This is a genomic window from Shewanella sp. MSW (genome assembly GCF_007636515.1).
GTDB lineage: Bacteria > Pseudomonadota > Gammaproteobacteria > Enterobacterales > Shewanellaceae > Shewanella > Shewanella indica.
On the sequence record NZ_LVDR01000011.1, the window covers coordinates 22,374 to 38,812 of the forward strand.

A 16,439-nucleotide genomic window follows, 5' to 3' on the forward strand; every position below is an offset into this window, starting at 1 on the left:
ATGCACAAGGGCCAGGTCGCCCCTTCGAACCAATTGGCAACAATGCCAGCGACGGCTCCAAAGGGGAGTCGGTGCAATTCTGTGAGAGCTAACTTGTTTGAAGCGACCTATATGCCCGCAGACATACACCTCATTTTCAGGCACAAGCGGAACTGTGACCTTCCGAGCCAGGGATGGCGAGGCAGAGCTTACAGGGATGTACTTGCAGCGAGTCACAGGATCGCCTGTGCGAAAGCGCACCGCAGGTGATGGGCTGCAACTTAGATTACAGCTAACACCAAGTTTATTGGTGAGATTTGGTTCAAAGCCATGATAGCCCCTGTGCCAGCGGCCTAAAGTCGTGGAGCTTCGAGCGGGGTCGGTGTAATTCTGTGAGAATGGAGTAGCTTGAAACATCTGAAGTGTCCGCAGACATACACCTCATTTTCAGGCACAGGCGGAACTGTGACCTTCCGAGCCAGGGATGGCGAGGCAGAGCTTACAGGGATGTACTCGCAGCGAGTCACAGGATCGCCTGTGCGAAAGCGCACCGCAGGTGATGGGCTGCAACTTAGATTACAGCTAACACCAAGTTTATTGGTGAGATTTGGTTCAAAGCCATGATAGCCCCTGTGCCAGCGGCCTAAAGTCGTGGAGCAAATGCATCCATGTACAACGGCCAGTTCGCCATCCCTGGCTCTCGCTCGTAGCCAGTCGCTACGCTACACTCGCCAAACCACACCGGGCAAGGGGCTTTGCTTGTCCAAAGCCCCTTGCATCCCCAAGGACACCCCGACGTAGCCGAAATTCCCGCTGGCTTATGAAACAAATTGGCTACACTCAGGACTCGCCAAATGCATCCATACATAACGGCCAGCTCGCCTTCCTTGGCTCGCGCTCATGAACTTGTCGCTTCGCAACATTCGCCTTGCTCGACCTTCGAGCCTCGACATCCCTGTCTCGGCGCAACAACACCCGCGGCGGCTCCGAAGGGGAGTCGGTGCAATTCTGTAAGAGCTAACTTGTTTGAAGCGACCTATATGCCCGCAGACATACACCTCATTTTCAGGCACAGGCGGAACTGTGACCTTCCGAGCCAGGGATGGCGAGGCAGAGCTTACAGGGACGTACTTGCAGCGAGTCACAGGATCGCCTGTGCGAAAGCGCACCGCAGGTGATGGGCTACAACTTAGATTACAGCTAACACCAGGTTTATTGGTGAGATTTAGTTCAAAGCCATGATAGCCGCTGTACCAGCGGCCTAAAGTCGTGGAGCAAGTGCATCCATGCACAACTGCCAGTTCGCCATCCCTGGCTCTCGCTCGTAAGCATGTCGCTATGCGACACTCACCGCCCCACACCCGACCAAGAAGGGATCAACAGCAATCCCCTCTTGGATCTCCCTTGCCGCCCCACACGGTGTCGAAAGCCCCTCGGCCTAATGGCGCAAATAACTACCGCTTCAGACGCTCCGAGTCACATCCATGTGACTCTGACCCAGCTCAACATCCTGTCTCGCGCTCGTTAGCTCGTCGCTAGGCGACACTCGCCCCTGATTCGACTGTCGCTGCTTCGGCATCCAAATCCTTCCATGGATAAAGGCCAGCTCGCCTTCCTTGGCTCGCGCTCATAAGCACACTCGCCACCGGCGAGCATTCGCCCTCAGCCACGTTATTTGCGCCAACGGCTTTCGGCGACACCGAGGGGAATTTGGTGCAATTCTGCAATCATAGCGTTGCTTGAAATTGCTTATATACCCACAGATATACGCCTATTTCCCAGGCACAGGTGGAACTGTCACCTTCCGAGCCAGGGATGGCGAGGCCGTTCTCGGACGTCCTGTCCTTCACTGCATTCAGGCTTCCTGCCTATCCGTACCGCAGGTGATGGGCTACATAGTGGCCGGAAAACCGGCAAGCGCCTAATGTGCAACTTTAGGCTGAAAACTATGGTATGGCGTAAAAACAAAGGCAGCGGAATGCTGCCTTTGGGATCAGAAGATTGAGCGGCCAACGGCCAGCCTGAGTTGCTCCAGCGCTGCCGTTCCGGCGAGTGAGTTGCCGCTGCGGTCAAGCTCAGGCGACCAGACACAGATGGACATGTCACCGGGGATCACCGCGATTATGCCACCACCGACTCCACTCTTGCCCGGCATGCCGACCCGGTAGGCAAACTCACCGGCGCCATCATAAAGCCCGGATGTAGCCAAAAGTGCATTGAGTCTGCGGCTCTGCAGCGGTGATATCAGCGCTTTGCCATCCAATGCCTTACCGCCTTGGACCAGATACATCATAGCCCGGGAAAGATCGGCGCAGCTCATTTTCAAGGCGCAGTAATGGAAATAGCTTCGCAGCACAGTATCCACATCATTGTTGAAGTTACCGAAGGACTTCATCAGATAGGCAATGGCAGCATTGCGGGCACTGTGCTGATACTCGGAATCGGCCACCACCTTGTCGTAGCAGATATGCGGATTACCCGCCAAACGGCGAACCACTTCCAGCATTCTGTGCTTGGGCGCTCCGAGGCGACTCTGCAGCAAGTCGGCGATGACCAGTGCCCCGGCATTGATAAAGGGATTACGGGGAATGCCGCGCTCCAACTCCACCTGCACTAAAGAATTAAATGAGTGACCCGACGGCTCTTTGCCTACCCGGCTCCAGATTTCGCTTTCTTCATAGAGTGTCAGCGCCAATGTCAGGCTGAACACTTTGGAAATACTTTGAATGGAAAAAGGCTCTAAATAATCCCCTGCCCCCACTGTGGTGCCGTCGGCCATGGTAACGGCAATCCCCAGCTTGTTGGCATTGACCCGGGCAAGGGCCGGAATATAATCCGCCACCTTACCCTGGCCAATCAGAGGGCGAACCCTGTCGAGCACCTGCTCAAGCAAGGCCTCGTCCGGGATTAGCTCCACCAAATGTCGTACAGCTCAGTGACTTCCAACTCGCTGATTGGCTGAGCTTCCCAGAATGCCTTGACTGCGCTTCTGTCATCTTCGGTGCACTTGCCAATTCTTTGGGTGGCAATAATGCCTTCCCACTCTCTGTGGCCACCACCGTGGAAGCCCAAGCCTCTAGGTTCTATAACTTCATCAATAAAACGGTCGACCAGGGCATCTATCTGTTCCTCCGACACAGAGTCGGCAAAGCGCCAACTAACGTCAAATCCCAACTCCTGGAATTCATCAACACGCAACTTCTTGCGCAAACGACGACTGCGAATAGCCATACTGCTTCTCCCTCAGGTGTAATTACTCTGTACGTTCGAACATCAGATCCCAAACACCGTGACCCAGGCGCTGGCCGCGGGCCTCGAACTTGGTCAACGGACGATAATCCGGCCGTGGCACTACAGTGCCATCGCTGGAAAGGTTGCGATAGCCGGGGGCGGCATTCATCACTTCCAGCATGTGTTCGCTGTAGTTTTCCCAATCGGTAGCCATGTGGAACACACCACCAATTTTCAGTTTACGGCGCACCAACTCGGCAAAGGCCGGCTGCACTATGCGGCGCTTGTGGTGGCGTTTCTTGTGCCATGGGTCGGGAAAAAACAGCTGCAGCCGCGCCAGAGAATTATCGGCAATGGCATGCTCCAGCACTTCCATGGCATCGTGATGGAATACTCTCAGGTTAGTGACTCCGGCTTCGCCGGCATCGGCAAGACAGGCGCCCACACCAGGCTTATGCACTTCGATACCGATAAAGTTAAGCTCGGGGGCTTCCTTGGCCATGGTCACCAGAGAGGCGCCCATACCAAAACCTATCTCCAGCACTGTATCTGCCTCACGGGCAAAGACGGCGTTCAAATCCAGAGGCTCGGGGGAATAATCCAGCCCCATGCTGCCCCAATGCGCTTCCAAGGCCTGGGCCTGGCCCTTGGTGAGGCGCCCCTCACGCAGCACAAAGCTTCTTACTTTGCGCAGATACTTGCCTTCTTCGTTAAACTCGGCCGTTGTGACTTCGCTCATTTTTGCCCCTAGAGAGGTGTGAAAAAGAAGGGCATTATCCAAAGTTCACCATACAGTGCAAGCCCTGATGCTGAAAAAGTATACCAACAATCCACAAGAACGAAATAAGTCAATCATTTGGGGGGATCAATCTCCTTGTTTCGCCCCTTGGCTACGGCTACACTGCGCCGATGAACAAAACAGCCTCTTTCGCAGAACGTATCGTAAAATGGTACGACTTGAATGGTCGCAAGACTCTGCCATGGCAACAGCAAAAGACCCCATACAAAGTATGGATTTCTGAAATCATGTTGCAGCAGACCCAGGTCGCGACCGTTATCCCCTACTTCCAAAAATTCATTACCCGTTTCCCCGATGTTGTCAGCCTGGCCAATGCCGACATAGACGAAGTGCTGCATCTGTGGACAGGTCTGGGCTATTACGCCCGCGCCCGTAACCTGCACAAGGCCGCCATCAAGGTGCGTGATGAGTTCCAAGGCGAGTTTCCAACCGACTTTGACTCGGTACTGGCACTGCCGGGCATTGGACGCTCAACCGCAGGTGCTGTGCTGTCGCTGTCTTTGGGGCAACATCACCCCATATTGGATGGCAATGTCAAACGGGTACTCGCCCGCCACGGCGCCATAGAAGGTTGGCCCGGGCAAAAGGATGTGGAAAACCAACTCTGGCAGCTGACCGAAGCGCTCACGCCCAAGGCCGAGATCCAAAAATACAACCAGGCGATGATGGATATAGGTGCCACCATATGCACCCGCTCCCGCCCCGCCTGTGACCAGTGCCCGGTCGCCCGCGACTGCAAGGCGCAGCTAATGGGTCGCCAGGGCGACTTCCCCGGCAAAAAGCCGAAGAAGGCGATTCCGGCCAAAGAAGCCTGGCTACTGGTGCTGGAACACGATGGCGAGATCTTGCTGCAGCAAAGGCCCCCCGCCGGGATCTGGGGCGGCCTCTGGTGTTTCCCCGAGTTTGGCAACAGACAAAACCTGCAGCAAGCCGCCAAAGCCTTGGGGCTTGCAGAGCACAGCATCACTGAGCTACCCGGTTTTCGTCACACCTTCAGCCACTTTCACCTGGACGCTCAGCCTATGTTGCTGCGGCTAAAGAGCAAAGTAGCCACAGACATGCTGCTGGACCAAGGTCACAGCGCCCAGAGTAAAGACAGGGTAATGGAACCCAAACCCTGTCTCTGGTATAACTTAAACCAACCTTCCCGGGTGGGACTGGCCGCTGCAACAGAGCGGGTATTGGCCAGCCTGGAACCGAGTCTGACCAAGGAGTAAACATGGCACGCACAGTTAACTGCGTCTATCTCAAGAAAGAAGCCGATGGCCTGGATTTCCAACTGTATCCCGGCGAACTCGGCAAGCGCATTTTCGACAACATCAGCAAAGAGGCCTGGGGCCTGTGGCAGAAAAAACAGACCATGCTGATCAACGAAAAGAAACTGAACATGATGAATGTCGATGATCGCAAACTGCTGGAAGAGCAGATGGTCGCCTTCCTGTTCGAAGGTCAGGAAGTACAGATTGAAGGTTATGTGCCACCGGCAGAAGATGAATAAGCCGCTGTAATTTAGCGCGCCACCCAAAGTAAGAAATGGTTGCGCCGATATGAAAAAAAGCAAAGGCCCTCATTAAGAGGGCCTTTCGTTTAGTCATCCTTAGACAAAGTGTAGTGGCAGTTTGTACATCGGTAGTCTCCCCGAAAAATAACCGCAACCAAAAGTAGAATTTTCTCGTACATTAGACGCAAGAGATTCGACATGAAAAATCGCGATACACGGATAGTCAAATTATCGCCATTCTCAAGCAAGCTGATGCAGCAACAGCCCGAAGATTTTAAACCGGGGGATGAAGCCTTATGTCACTCACTACAGCGATAGACCACACCTGAACAAGCTCAAGTGTGGCCGGCAAGCTTATAAGAAGCTATTTACTCTGCCGCCTGCCCAGCAGGATAAAGCCCGCAGCCAACAGGGAAGAGATAAGGATATACACGGCTATGGTGGCCGAGGTCCCGGGCGGGATCAGCTTTATCAGCACACTGACCATAAGGCTTAAGTACAGGCTTTCCAGCGCATAATAAAGCGCCGTTGCCAAACCCGCCGAAGCGGAGAAGGCGTGCAGAGCGCCGTTGGCCGAGACGGCACAAGTCAAGGCAATATTGACTCCAATCAGGTACATGGGAAGCATAAAGCCCAGCAGGGTAACGCCAAAGAGCCACTCGCACAGATAGAGGATAAGCCCGCTGACAAATAGCCCCGCCAGCCCTCGAAACACTGTGCCGCTGATTCCCCAACGCCCAACCAAAGGCTTGACGAACCTGGTGGTCAGTATCATCACAACCGCCACCGAGCCGAACCAGAGGCTGAACTCGACTTTACTCAGGCGCAAGGTATCCATCAGCACCGAGGGCGAGGTGGAAAAGTAGGCGAAGAAGGTCCCCATAGCCGTTGCATAAGCCAAGGTATAACCAATAAAAGTCTTGGACCCCAGGATGATGAATAAGCTATTGAAACGAAACGGCTGGGTTTTGGCCGGCCGGGTTTCTGGCCATTTAAACACTGTGTGCACGGCAACCACGGCAGCGAATATTCCCAGGAAGTAAAATATGCCCTGCCAATGCCACTGCTTTTCTATCAAGGCGCCCAGAAACGGTGCCACTGCCGGTACACAAGCCAACACTGAACCCATGATGGCGTAAACGACTACGCCTTCTTCCCTTTCGGCAAATACATCTCTGACCGTGGCAAACGCCGCAACCAATAGTGCAGACGCGCTCAGCGATTGTAACAATCTCAGTCCCAGGAAGTAATCAAAGTTCGGACTTAAGGGAATAGCCAGGCTGGACAATGAGTACAAGACAGCGCCAATAACGACTATCGGCCTTCTGCCAAGCTTGTCCGAGAGGGGGCCAAACAGCAATTGCCCAAGGCCTAGGAGTGCCATATACATGGTCAGCGTCAGCTGAACCTGCTCCCTTCCTACCTTGAAACTTGTGCCGATTTCATTCACTGCCGGAAGGTATAAGTCCATCCCCAGTGAAGCAAGCAGATCAAAAGGTACCAGAAGTACCAAAGAGTATAAGAATGAGTAATTCCAGATATTGTTTCTATTCATTTTTGCGTCCAATTATTGCTAAGAATCTATTCAAGCGATAATTGGACTGCCTTCACTGCTCTCTTCATAATCTAACCTCTATTTTGCGGCGCCTTCGCGCCCGCATGACTATAGCGCCATGTTTGAACTCTGCCAAAGAGCAGCAAACCGGCCGGCGCATATTGGCACAAATAATCTTGGTCTGCCACAGCCAAATAGCGAACGCCATGTCAGCTGTTTTCAGGCCGGGCGCACCTCTATCGATAGCGCTTCCTCGGCCGTTGGCGCCTCAAAATAGGCACTCACCTGCCGAAAGACGGTTTCATTGTCGAAGGCTGCCCGCTCCGGGCATTGAACTCTTCTGAGTGCCAGACGCTCGAGACACAACTCATCATCTGCCTCTAAATAGACCAGCAGATGCTGCGCTCCGGCCGCCTCGGCCAGGGCCTTGAATCCATGACGCTGCACTGCGGTATTAGCCGGGAAGTCCAGCACCACATCGACACCGCAACCGAGTAAGGCCTGAATATGTGCGCTCATAACAGGTTTGAGCCGGGCCGAAAACTTGAGATAGTCGCCAAAGTTTTGGATCTCTTGCGAGAAAAGAGCGGCAAGCCACTGATCTTCACTGATACAGACGGCGTGCCGCTCAGAAGCCAACTCTTGCGACAGAGTCGACTTGCCCGCGCCCATCTTGCCGCAGAAAAAGATCAAGGTACCCACTTGATTCATGCCTGTGTCTCCCTTTGAAACTGATAACGATTCTTTACCAATTGCCCCAACAGCAACTGTGATGACACCAGCTTCAAGTTCACAGAACCAGGCAAGGTATCAAATAGCCGGATCCCGCCCCCCAGCAACACAGGCACTGTGGTAATGGTCAGCTCATCGACCAGAGCGGCGGCAATAAAGGAGCGAATAAGAGCGCCGCCATCGAGATAGATGTTGTGGTACCCCTTTGCATGCAAGGTGCCGAGCATTTCAGTTGCCGAGCCGCAAATTAACTCGGCTTTGCCGGCAAAACCCTCCGGTAATTGCTTGAGACTATTGCTGGCAACAAATACAGGTTTATCGTAGGGCCAGGCATCGAAGGCGGCCACCACCTCAAAAGTGTTGCGCCCCATGAGCAGAGCATCGACCGAAGCCATAAACTCGGCAAATCCCAGATCGCTGCCCTCCGGGTTATCTATTGCCGCCAACCAATCAAGCTCACCATTGGGTCCGGCAATAAAACCATCCAGACTCTGGGCCATATACACCCTATTTTTCATCTAACTACTCCTTTAGCTCCGAACTCAATAACAGAAAGCCCTGTCGATTATTTTCCCTAAGACTCAAAACTGAGCCGATATGGCCTGTCGATTGCCTCCCGCAGATCCGCCAGAGAAAATACCCGCTGCAACTCGGCAAACTTTTCGCCGCCAAAATAGACCTGCACCACGGGCAGACTGAAGATACTCATCTGGGCAGATAGCTGCTGGCCAGGACCCTGACAATCGATATAGGCCGCCTGCAATAGTGGATACTCGTCGGCCAACATGGCGCTTATTCTGGGCTTCAATGCCTGACACACGCCGCAATGCTCGCCGCCGAACAGCAACAATACCGCGGGTTGGCTTTCGAGCAGTTGTTTAAGCTGCTCAAGGGTTTCGATATTCAACATGGTTTCAACTCACAACTCACCGGCGGCTCAGGTATCCGGGCCTGATTGTTTTTATTGGCGCTCATTGTGCCATATCGGCGCTGACTTTCGGTGACTTTCGGTGACTTTCGCTGCCAGTTTACAAGCCAAAGAAAAAGGCGCCGACGGCGCCTTCTGTAAAAACTATTGTGGGTTACTGTTTAACCCCTTCAACCACCAGGTCGAGTTTGACGTGAGTGGAAGCCGGGCCCAGATCGGTAGTAATCTTGTAATCCTTGAGGGCAAACTCGGTAGAGCCGACAAACCCGGCGCGGTAACCACCCCAAGGGTCCTGCCCTTCACCGATAGCCTTGGCATCTATGGTCAGCGGCTTGGTCACCCCATTGAGGGTAAAGTCACCGGTAATCGCCAATTCGCCATTGCCTTTGTCCTCCACCTTGGTGGACTTGAAGCTGGCCTTGGGATACTTGCCGGCATTGATGAAGTCGGCCGAACGCAGGTGCTTGTCCCGCTCGGCATGGTTTGAATCCAGGCTTTGGGTGTTGATGGTCACATTCACCTTGGCATCTGCCGGGTTGGCCTTGTCAAAGCTGAAGCTGCCTTCAAATTCGTTAAAACGCCCGACCACAAAGCTGTAGCCAAGATGGTTGACTCTAAAGTTGATAGAGGCATGGGCGCCCTGGGTATCAATCACATAGTCGGCGGCATTCACGGCGCAAGGCAATAACAGGGCGCTGCCTAGCAAACCGGCAAACAGGGTCTTTTTCATTTTGCTATCCTCTCTTGAGTTTAATCATCCTGACGAGTGTCTGATCTTTGTCGATAAAATGGTGTTTCAGCGCCGCCAAGGCATGCAGCACCACCAGAGCTATCAAGCTATAGGCGGCGTATTTATGTATCGCCCCGGCGATATCGGCCTGATTGTTAAACAGCTCACCGACACCCGGCAGCTCAAACCAGTCAAATACCGCGATACCCCGGCCATCGGCGGTGGAGATCAATATGCCGCTCAACATAATCAGCAGCAGCAACAGGTAGAGTCCCCAATGCGCCAAACGGGCCGCCTTCTGCAGTAAAGGCTTGTCCGGTATCGCCTGTGGCGACGGGCTCAGTAGTTTCCACAACAATCTGACCAAGGTAAGCGCCAACAGCAAAATGCCGATACTCTTGTGCAGATGTGGCCCCTTCTGATACCAGGCACTGTAATAGGTCAAATCAACCATCCAGTAGCCGAGCCCAAACAGGCCTATCACGGCAATAGCCGATAACCAGTGGTTCAAAATGCTGACAAGGCCGTAGCCCTGACGAGTGTTGGCAAGCATTTTCTATCCTTAAGCTATGTCTTAAGCACATCATATGGAAACTAAATGAAAACTAAAATCATTAAATATTGGCTATTTATTTCGAAATTTTAGAAAGAAGGACAAAAGGTGGGCTTAAAGAGCCACAGTGCTGCGGGTAACACGGCAGATTGAGGCAAAGATAGTTTGATGCAATGGGCGGCCTGCTGGCTTTTCAAGCGATATCAGTTTGATTTCAGCTCAAAAAGCCCAATTCTGAGCATTAACTGAGCGAACACAGGATTTATGCCGAAAAAGCACTTGCAGGAAAAAATTCAGAACTATATTATACGCGCACTCCGAACGACACGGGCCTCAACCCCCGGTTCGAAGTAGATGACTGACACTCAGTTCAGTTGCCCGAATAGCTCAGTTGGTAGAGCAGCGGATTGAAAATCCGCGTGTCCCTGGTTCGATTCCGGGTTCGGGCACCACAATTTAGCCGGCATAGCTCAGTTGGTAGAGCAACTGACTTGTAATCAGTAGGTCCCGAGTTCGACTCTTGGTGCCGGCACCATGAAACAGCAAAAACGCCACTCACCGAGTGGCGTTTTTGTTTCTGTAACTGTCTACCGGCCCAACTCCTTGTCTCTAATCATTAATCTTCCCCATGTCGTAGTCATATATAGCTTAGAGCCATAGCAGAACCTGGTATTAAAGGCCTGTTCAAACAAACATCATTCGGAGTGCTTGTTTGAACAGGCCTGACGGTGAAGATTGACTCTGGATGCAGAGGCTATCCGCCCCATTGAAAGTCCATTTTCAGGTTCATCGCCAGTTTAAAACCAGGTCAGATTGCCGGTACCCTAAACCTCTGCCCTTGAATTTCCAGCACCACGTCTCTTGGACGGATCTCAACAACCTTTAATATTCCTTTGATACTATCGCCCTCCTGCAATTCGGCACCGTCTACATTCAACCAACGCTTGGAAGGCTCAGAAGCGTATACATGGGCACTGATATCAAATTCAGGCACTTGCAGTTGCAGTCCGGCAGGCAAGCCACCATAGGGAGGCACCTCTTCCTCAGTTTTGGGAATGGGGTCCAATTCAGGAGGCGATACAGGTTTTTCCGCCGAGTGTCGGTGCTCAACATCGGCTAATGCAGCCTGAAACTGAGCCACCAATTCATCCTGGCGGCGACTCTCGGCACTGGATAGTCCCACATCCTCAGCCGCATCATTGACCTGGCGCTTGAGTGACTCGAGCACTTCAAGTCCGCGGCGGTTGGGATTGGCTCCCAGGATAATCGGCTCCTCATCCGCTGCCTGTATCGCTTGCCGCTGATTTGCAAAAGATGAACTGCCAGACTGAACTTGCTCAAACTGCAGCTCTTTGGCCGCTTCAGCCACACTGGCAGCCAGCGTATCATTATGATTAAGCTCAGTACTCGCTAAAGCCTGACTCTGATTGGCTTCGCCCCTTTGGTTTAGATTTGTGCTACTCACAGCTTGGGCATTTTGAGGCTGTGTGGTCTGCGGTTGTATAGTTTGCGATTGGGTTAGTCGAGATTGAACCACTTGAGCCTGAGGTATAGGTTGAGCCAGAGGCAAAGCAACTTTTCCGGCTAAACGCACCTCAGCAGCACTCTCGGCCGCTTGGTTTGGTTGCTTGTCTCTTTGAGGATTATCTTGTTTCCTGGCTTGCTGCTGGGCGCCCTGTGGCGAGGCTTGCGCCTCAACTGAAGATGTCTCGGGAGCCTGAATCTTTTTGCTGTTATCCAACATGTGCCAACCCCAAGCCAGCCCCCCTCCTGCCAGCACAGCGACTACCAATACTGCCAGCGGCTTGAAATAGGCTCTGCCAGATGAAGGCTGACGATATTGCGCTCTGGGGGTCAACACAGGATCCAACTGCTCTCCCATTTCCTGCTGTTTGGCCCGGGTCACCGCATCAAGAAGAATAGACATCAGCTCTCTCCCCCCGCATACAATCTGGGCCCTTGATGGCTCAGATACAGGTTGAGCTGAACCAAAGTCTGGCTACCGGCAATACCGTCCGGCTTCAAACCATGACGACGTTGAAACTGTTGCAACGACTGCTCCAGCTCGCTGTCAAAATAGCTCATTAATCTGGCTTGGCGCCCATCTACCTGCGCCAGAGTATTTTCCAGCCACTGCACTTGAGCCAAGCCGGCACTGGGGCCTATCGCCTTGAGCGGATCTTTGGGGGCATCCCAGATAATTTCAAAAGTGCCGCTGAAATGACGGTTGAACCAATCAACACTGACCCAAAGTTGCTGTTCATTGAGTTGTAGCAGTAACTGTTCACCATCTTTAGTAACCAAAGTGCCGTAGAAAGGCTGCTGTTGTTCATCTTCCAGATAGACCACAGCCGGATAATTGAGCCGTAGCAAGGAGTTGAGATTACCCTGCTGCTGATAACAGGCAAGCCCCTGCTGCTCAGCGGCCTGACAAGCGCTGATGCCTGAATATGGCACCTTGTCCCAAAGCGCAAACAGCGCCGCGAAGGCAGTATCTATATTGCGGCTCTGATCTATGGCCTGCGTCAGGATCCGTTGTGCCCGGTTGACAGCGGGCTTATCTGCGCCAGCTGGATTGACAGAAGGATGGTTAACAGCAGCTGGATTACCGGAAACCTGAGTCTGCTTGGCATCTGTCCCTGAATGAAGTTGGCGTCCGGACTGATCTTGGGCCACAGCCTTCTCCGGCTGCGCCAGGAAATAGTAACCACCGGCAAATGCCAAAAGCAGCATAGCGGCAGCAGAAGCCGGTAACCAATAATTACGCTGTTTGATTTTCTCTCCCAGCACCTCTTCGGCGGCAGAGGCCACCATCTTGGCATCAATAGGCGTTCGCGACTGACCATAACCCGCCATCAGTGCTCGCTCACACAAGAGGTTGATAAGCCTTGGAATACCACCACTGAATTTATGCAGCGCCCGAATCGCGCCGCGATTGAACAGGGGTTCGCTACGTCCGGCAACCTGCAACCTGTGCTGCACATAGAAACCCACTTCCTCTTCAGTGAGCGGCAACAGATGGTACCGGGCGGTTATACGTTGCGCCAGTTGCCGCAACTCCTGACGCTTGAGCAGTTGCTGCAACTCGGGCTGACCTATGAGGATCACCTGCAACAATTTACGGGTATCAGTTTCCAGATTGGTAAGCAAGCGCAGTTGCTCAAGCACTTCGGCCCGCAGATGTTGGGCCTCATCAATGATCAATACTGTGTTACGTCCGGCCTGATGGTTAGCCAGCAGAAAACCACTGATATGATCGGTCAACTGCTTAAGGGTAGGTGCCTCACCATAAGGAATTTTCAACTCATCACAAAGTGTGGCCAGCAGCTCAAGCTCGGTTAGAGATGGATTGAGGATAAAGGCAGTATCCGTGTTATCCGGTAGTTGCCGCAACAAACAACGGGAAACCGTGGTTTTCCCTGTGCCCACTTCGCCCGTCAGCAGCACAAAGCCCCCCGTCTCTCCCAGGCCATAGGTCAAATGCGCCAAGGCTTCCCTGTGTCTGTCACTGAGAAACAGGTAACTGGGATTGGGTGCAATTGAAAACGGGTTATCGTTCAGTCCATAAAAGGCCTTGTACATAGGCACTACCATCCTTCTTTGTTAGAGACAGCTCAGTTTAAGGCAAGGTCATAAATTGTAAAACCCCGGCCGCCATTTATGTGATGCACGGGAAAGTCCCCAGCGGCCCGCTCTCATGGTATCCTGAGGCCATTACCAAAGCAGTCGATTATAAGGAATTCACAAGCGTGCAGATTTATCTGGTTGGCGGAGCGGTACGCGATAAGCTATTGGGCTTGCCTGTCAAAGACAGGGATCATCTGGTCGTCGGAGCGACTCCGGAGCAGATGGTCTCACTGGGATACCGGCAGGTGGGCAAGGACTTCCCTGTGTTTCTGCACCCCAAAACCCAAGAGGAATATGCCCTGGCAAGAACCGAGCGCAAGACAGGCTTGGGATACGGCGGTTTTTCCTGTTATGCGGCGCCCGACGTCACTCTGGAAGAAGATCTATTGCGGCGGGACTTGACTATTAATGCCATAGCCCAAAGTGAGGATGGCGAACTGCACGACCCCTACAACGGCCGAAAGGATATCGAAACCAGGGTGCTAAGGCATGTCTCCCCCGCTTTCGTTGAAGACCCGCTACGGGTACTCAGAGTGGCCAGATTTGCCGCCCGCTTTGCGCCTCAAGGTTTCAGTATCGCCCCAGAAACCCTGGCTCTGATGCAGGAAATTGCCGCTGGCCCCGAGCTTGGCGCACTAACGCCGGAGCGGGTATGGCAGGAACTGGATAAGGTGCTCGGCTGCGAGCAGCCCCAGGTGTTCTTTGAAGTTCTACGTCAGGCCAAGGCTTTACAAGCACTGATGCCGGAAATCGACGCCCTGTTCGGCGTACCGCAACCGGCCAAATGGCATCCTGAAATCGATAGCGGCATTCACACACTTATGGTTTTGGAGCAAGCCGCTAGACTGACCCAGGACAAAGCGGTGCGTTTTGCCGCGCTGGTACACGATCTTGGTAAGGCTTTGACCCCGGCCGACATGCTGCCCAAACATCACGGTCACGGCCAGAAAGGTCTGGCACCTATCCGCAATCTGTGTGAGCGGCTCAGAGTGCCTTCTGAGTATCGAGATCTGGCGTTGCTGGTCAGCGATCAGCATCAAAATATTCATAATTTGATGGAGCTCAGACCGGAAACCATAGTGAAAATCTTCGATAAAGCCGATTTCTGGCGCAAGCCAGAGCGCCTGGAGCAACTGGCGCTGGCCTGTGAGGCCGATGCCAAAGGCCGCACCGGGCTTGAACAAGCCCCCTACCCTCAGGCGCAGGCGTTGAGGCAGCTTTTTGCGGTGGCAGCAGCGATAGATGTCAAACCCATAGTAGCAGCAGGGCACAAGGGCCCGGCCATCAGGGTAGAACTTGCTCAGCAGCGGATTGCTGCAGTACGTCAAGAAAAGCAACTGTTACTGAATTCCGCCGTTTCCTGAGAGAAAGGCAAGATATTGACAGTGATAATTTCAGTTATGTTAAAAAAATAGCGAAAAAACTGGCTATTTTCCCAAAGACTTGGCAATTCAATGAGTATTCGATAAGGTAAAGTGGCCTGTGCGTGAATATTCGTAGCAAAATAAATTGACTATGACATAATTAGGCGGTGTCGGCTGTTTTGCAGTCGAGCCATTAAAAATCCAACCTATCTAAAGGGATTTCTTCATGAACAAAAAAGTACTGATGATTGCTGGCGTAGCAATGACTGCTCTGCTGGGTGGCTGTGCCAACACCACTGCTCTGGAAGAAAGCGTTGCTAACCTGGGCAACAAAGTTGATCAATTATCAGCCGAAGTTAGCTCTCTGAAAGCAGAGCAAGGCAAACTGTCTGCTGACGTTAAAGATGCCAAAGCTGCTGCTATGGACGCTCAGTCTGAAGCTAAGCGTGCTAACGACCGCTTGGACAACGTTGCTTCTCGTTACAAGAAGTAATTCAGTCCCGGATCGGCAACACCAAGGTGTTGCCGATTTGCTTTTCGCTGAAGCCTACAATGGCTTCCAGTCAGTCCTGATCAAGATTCCAGCTAACCTTCACTTTTCAGCCTAAATCCAAGGCTCAAACTCAGTTTCGTTTAATCACCAACAAACGGTAATCCAGCTCCAATCCCTTGATGGCCCGTCCGGCAATCGAGCGCTTCTGCTTTTCACCGGCACGCCAAGCATAAGGGGTGGTTTCCAGAAGCGTCAACGCCTGTTCGCCACTGACATCCAGCGAAAAACTCAAGCTCTCGGTTTCCAGCACTGTCAACTCTGCCGGCAGGCTGATACTGAACTCCCGCAGCTTAAGGTCAGCATTCAATTGTTCACGCAACTGCCATAAGTGCCTGGGCCCGGGTGCCAACATCATAAGATGTGCCCCCGGCTTCATCACCCTGGGGATCTCCTTGCCCTTGAGCTGACCATCGAGCAGAGTCACCAGTGAAAACTGCGCATCTGCGAAGGGCAAACGTTTGGCAACACTGAGAAAAACCTGCGCCTCAGGCAATGCCTTGGCTGCAGCGAAGGCAGCATTTTGCGCATCACAGATTAATAGGCGTTGCAGCTCTTCCGGCAGTTGCAGCATCTGCTGCAAAGCGCCGTCTCCGGCGTTGGGGTCAAGTACAGCTTCACAGTTTTCAGCAAGTCTGGTCAGCTTGAGATTGAGCGCCTGATGCAAAGGCGCCATCAACTCAGACTGCAACAAAAAACGCCGGGCCCGCAACGCCTGGCGCGACAAGGCATGTACCGCCGCGCTCTTGGGCTTGGCCAGCAGCCAATAGCCGTCTTCCTGGCGATCGAAGTGATGTTTGTTGGCGCAGTAAAAACCTCTGGATGCCAGATGTTGCCTGAGTTCACTCTGGCAAACAGGGCACTGAAATTGCACTGAATTCATCTTAAGG

General features: G+C 52.9%; 16 protein-coding genes and 2 tRNA genes. 6 read left to right on the forward strand and 12 right to left on the reverse strand.

What is annotated here, in order from left to right; all coding sequences use genetic code 11:
- Positions 1 to 1,972 precede the first annotated feature (1,972 nt).
- Genes glsB through trmB form a run of 3 tightly spaced genes read right to left on the reverse strand, consistent with a single transcriptional unit; the run spans position 1,973 to position 3,949 of the window.
- Positions 1,973 to 2,887, reverse strand: coding sequence for a glutaminase B (gene glsB / locus AYI96_RS13010; protein WP_039034940.1), 915 nt, complete (start codon positions 2,885 to 2,887; stop codon positions 1,973 to 1,975).
- Positions 2,887 to 3,210, reverse strand: coding sequence for a YggL family protein (locus tag AYI96_RS13015; protein WP_144361733.1), 324 nt, complete (start codon positions 3,208 to 3,210; stop codon positions 2,887 to 2,889). The genes glsB and AYI96_RS13015 overlap by 1 nt, the downstream gene beginning before the upstream one ends.
- A 22-nt stretch (positions 3,211 to 3,232) precedes the next feature.
- Positions 3,233 to 3,949 carry a tRNA (guanosine(46)-N7)-methyltransferase TrmB gene (gene trmB / locus AYI96_RS13020; RefSeq protein ID WP_039034913.1) on the reverse strand — a complete coding sequence of 239 codons (717 nt, stop codon included), beginning with the start codon at positions 3,947 to 3,949 and terminating at the stop codon, positions 3,233 to 3,235.
- Positions 3,950 to 4,119: 170 nt separating this feature from the next.
- Between trmB and mutY the strand changes: the two genes are divergently transcribed.
- Positions 4,120 to 5,226: an A/G-specific adenine glycosylase gene (gene mutY / locus AYI96_RS13025; protein WP_144361734.1), complete on the forward strand. Its 1,107-nt coding sequence runs from the start codon at positions 4,120 to 4,122 to the stop codon at positions 5,224 to 5,226.
- A gap of 2 nt (positions 5,227 to 5,228) precedes the next feature.
- Positions 5,229 to 5,507: an oxidative damage protection protein gene (locus tag AYI96_RS13030; protein ID WP_039034915.1), complete on the forward strand. Its 279-nt coding sequence runs from the start codon at positions 5,229 to 5,231 to the stop codon at positions 5,505 to 5,507.
- Positions 5,508 to 5,874: 367 nt separating this feature from the next.
- On the opposite strand, the gene AYI96_RS13035 is transcribed toward AYI96_RS13030, so the two are convergent.
- From AYI96_RS13035 to AYI96_RS13060, 6 genes are all read right to left on the reverse strand, one after another.
- On the reverse strand, positions 5,875 to 7,065 hold the full coding sequence (locus AYI96_RS13035) for a multidrug effflux MFS transporter (RefSeq protein ID WP_144361735.1): 1,191 nt from the start codon (positions 7,063 to 7,065) through the stop codon (positions 5,875 to 5,877).
- A gap of 219 nt (positions 7,066 to 7,284) precedes the next feature.
- A complete protein-coding gene (locus AYI96_RS13040; protein WP_144361736.1) occupies positions 7,285 to 7,776 on the reverse strand; it encodes an AAA family ATPase in 492 nt (163 codons plus the stop codon).
- The gene (locus tag AYI96_RS13045) at positions 7,773 to 8,315 is read right to left on the reverse strand and encodes a dihydrofolate reductase family protein (RefSeq protein ID WP_044733973.1); all 543 of its coding nucleotides are present in this window, start codon (positions 8,313 to 8,315) and stop codon (positions 7,773 to 7,775) included. The genes AYI96_RS13040 and AYI96_RS13045 overlap by 4 nt, the downstream gene beginning before the upstream one ends.
- A 56-nt stretch (positions 8,316 to 8,371) precedes the next feature.
- Positions 8,372 to 8,707 (reverse strand): thioredoxin family protein, encoded by a 336-nt coding sequence (locus tag AYI96_RS13050; protein WP_144361737.1) that lies wholly within the window; start codon positions 8,705 to 8,707, stop codon positions 8,372 to 8,374.
- A 172-nt stretch (positions 8,708 to 8,879) separates the two neighbouring features.
- Positions 8,880 to 9,455, reverse strand: coding sequence for a YceI family protein (locus AYI96_RS13055; protein WP_028779012.1), 576 nt, complete (start codon positions 9,453 to 9,455; stop codon positions 8,880 to 8,882).
- A gap of 4 nt (positions 9,456 to 9,459) precedes the next feature.
- Complete coding sequence (locus AYI96_RS13060; RefSeq protein WP_071476904.1) at positions 9,460 to 10,008, reverse strand: cytochrome b; 549 nt, start codon at positions 10,006 to 10,008, stop codon at positions 9,460 to 9,462.
- Between the two features lie 376 nt (positions 10,009 to 10,384).
- Here AYI96_RS13060 and AYI96_RS13065 point away from each other — a divergent pair.
- A tRNA-Phe gene (locus AYI96_RS13065) sits at positions 10,385 to 10,460 on the forward strand.
- A 7-nt stretch (positions 10,461 to 10,467) separates the two neighbouring features.
- Positions 10,468 to 10,543: transfer RNA gene (locus AYI96_RS13070), tRNA-Thr, on the forward strand.
- Between the two features lie 273 nt (positions 10,544 to 10,816).
- Here AYI96_RS13070 and AYI96_RS13075 read toward each other — a convergent pair.
- Both AYI96_RS13075 and AYI96_RS13080 read right to left on the reverse strand, forming a co-directional pair.
- Positions 10,817 to 11,935, reverse strand: a complete 1,119-nt coding sequence (locus tag AYI96_RS13075) for a general secretion pathway protein GspB (protein WP_144361738.1) — start codon at positions 11,933 to 11,935, stop codon at positions 10,817 to 10,819.
- Complete coding sequence (locus AYI96_RS13080) at positions 11,935 to 13,590, reverse strand: ExeA family protein (protein ID WP_144361739.1); 1,656 nt, start codon at positions 13,588 to 13,590, stop codon at positions 11,935 to 11,937. The genes AYI96_RS13075 and AYI96_RS13080 overlap by 1 nt, the downstream gene beginning before the upstream one ends.
- Before the next feature lie 167 nt (positions 13,591 to 13,757).
- Between AYI96_RS13080 and AYI96_RS13085 the strand changes: the two genes are divergently transcribed.
- Positions 13,758 to 14,999 (forward strand): multifunctional CCA addition/repair protein, encoded by a 1,242-nt coding sequence (locus tag AYI96_RS13085; RefSeq protein ID WP_071476907.1) that lies wholly within the window; start codon positions 13,758 to 13,760, stop codon positions 14,997 to 14,999.
- A 226-nt stretch (positions 15,000 to 15,225) separates the two neighbouring features.
- Positions 15,226 to 15,492: an Lpp/OprI family alanine-zipper lipoprotein gene (locus AYI96_RS13090; RefSeq protein ID WP_025010519.1), complete on the forward strand. Its 267-nt coding sequence runs from the start codon at positions 15,226 to 15,228 to the stop codon at positions 15,490 to 15,492.
- Between the two features lie 130 nt (positions 15,493 to 15,622).
- Here the strand turns inward: AYI96_RS13090 and AYI96_RS13095 are convergent, their stop codons facing one another.
- Complete coding sequence (locus AYI96_RS13095) at positions 15,623 to 16,432, reverse strand: putative RNA methyltransferase (protein WP_039034921.1); 810 nt, start codon at positions 16,430 to 16,432, stop codon at positions 15,623 to 15,625.
- Positions 16,433 to 16,439: the final 7 nt, after the last annotated feature.

Coding starts and splice junctions, on each gene's coding strand:
- AYI96_RS13080 (WP_144361739.1), bottom strand. CDS start 13,590: ATGTACAAGGCCTTTTATGGACTGAACGATAACCCGTTTTCAATTGCA.
- AYI96_RS13060 (WP_071476904.1), bottom strand. CDS start 10,008: ATGCTTGCCAACACTCGTCAGGGCTACGGCCTTGTCAGCATTTTGAAC.
- AYI96_RS13095 (WP_039034921.1), bottom strand. CDS start 16,432: ATGAATTCAGTGCAATTTCAGTGCCCTGTTTGCCAGAGTGAACTCAGG.
- AYI96_RS13075 (WP_144361738.1), bottom strand. CDS start 11,935: ATGTCTATTCTTCTTGATGCGGTGACCCGGGCCAAACAGCAGGAAATG.
- trmB (WP_039034913.1), bottom strand. CDS start 3,949: ATGAGCGAAGTCACAACGGCCGAGTTTAACGAAGAAGGCAAGTATCTG.
- AYI96_RS13035 (WP_144361735.1), bottom strand. CDS start 7,065: ATGAATAGAAACAATATCTGGAATTACTCATTCTTATACTCTTTGGTA.
- AYI96_RS13040 (WP_144361736.1), bottom strand. CDS start 7,776: ATGAATCAAGTGGGTACCTTGATCTTTTTCTGCGGCAAGATGGGCGCG.
- AYI96_RS13050 (WP_144361737.1), bottom strand. CDS start 8,707: ATGTTGAATATCGAAACCCTTGAGCAGCTTAAACAACTGCTCGAAAGC.
- AYI96_RS13030 (WP_039034915.1), top strand. CDS start 5,229: ATGGCACGCACAGTTAACTGCGTCTATCTCAAGAAAGAAGCCGATGGC.
- AYI96_RS13055 (WP_028779012.1), bottom strand. CDS start 9,455: ATGAAAAAGACCCTGTTTGCCGGTTTGCTAGGCAGCGCCCTGTTATTG.
- AYI96_RS13015 (WP_144361733.1), bottom strand. CDS start 3,210: ATGGCTATTCGCAGTCGTCGTTTGCGCAAGAAGTTGCGTGTTGATGAA.
- AYI96_RS13090 (WP_025010519.1), top strand. CDS start 15,226: ATGAACAAAAAAGTACTGATGATTGCTGGCGTAGCAATGACTGCTCTG.
- mutY (WP_144361734.1), top strand. CDS start 4,120: ATGAACAAAACAGCCTCTTTCGCAGAACGTATCGTAAAATGGTACGAC.
- AYI96_RS13045 (WP_044733973.1), bottom strand. CDS start 8,315: ATGAAAAATAGGGTGTATATGGCCCAGAGTCTGGATGGTTTTATTGCC.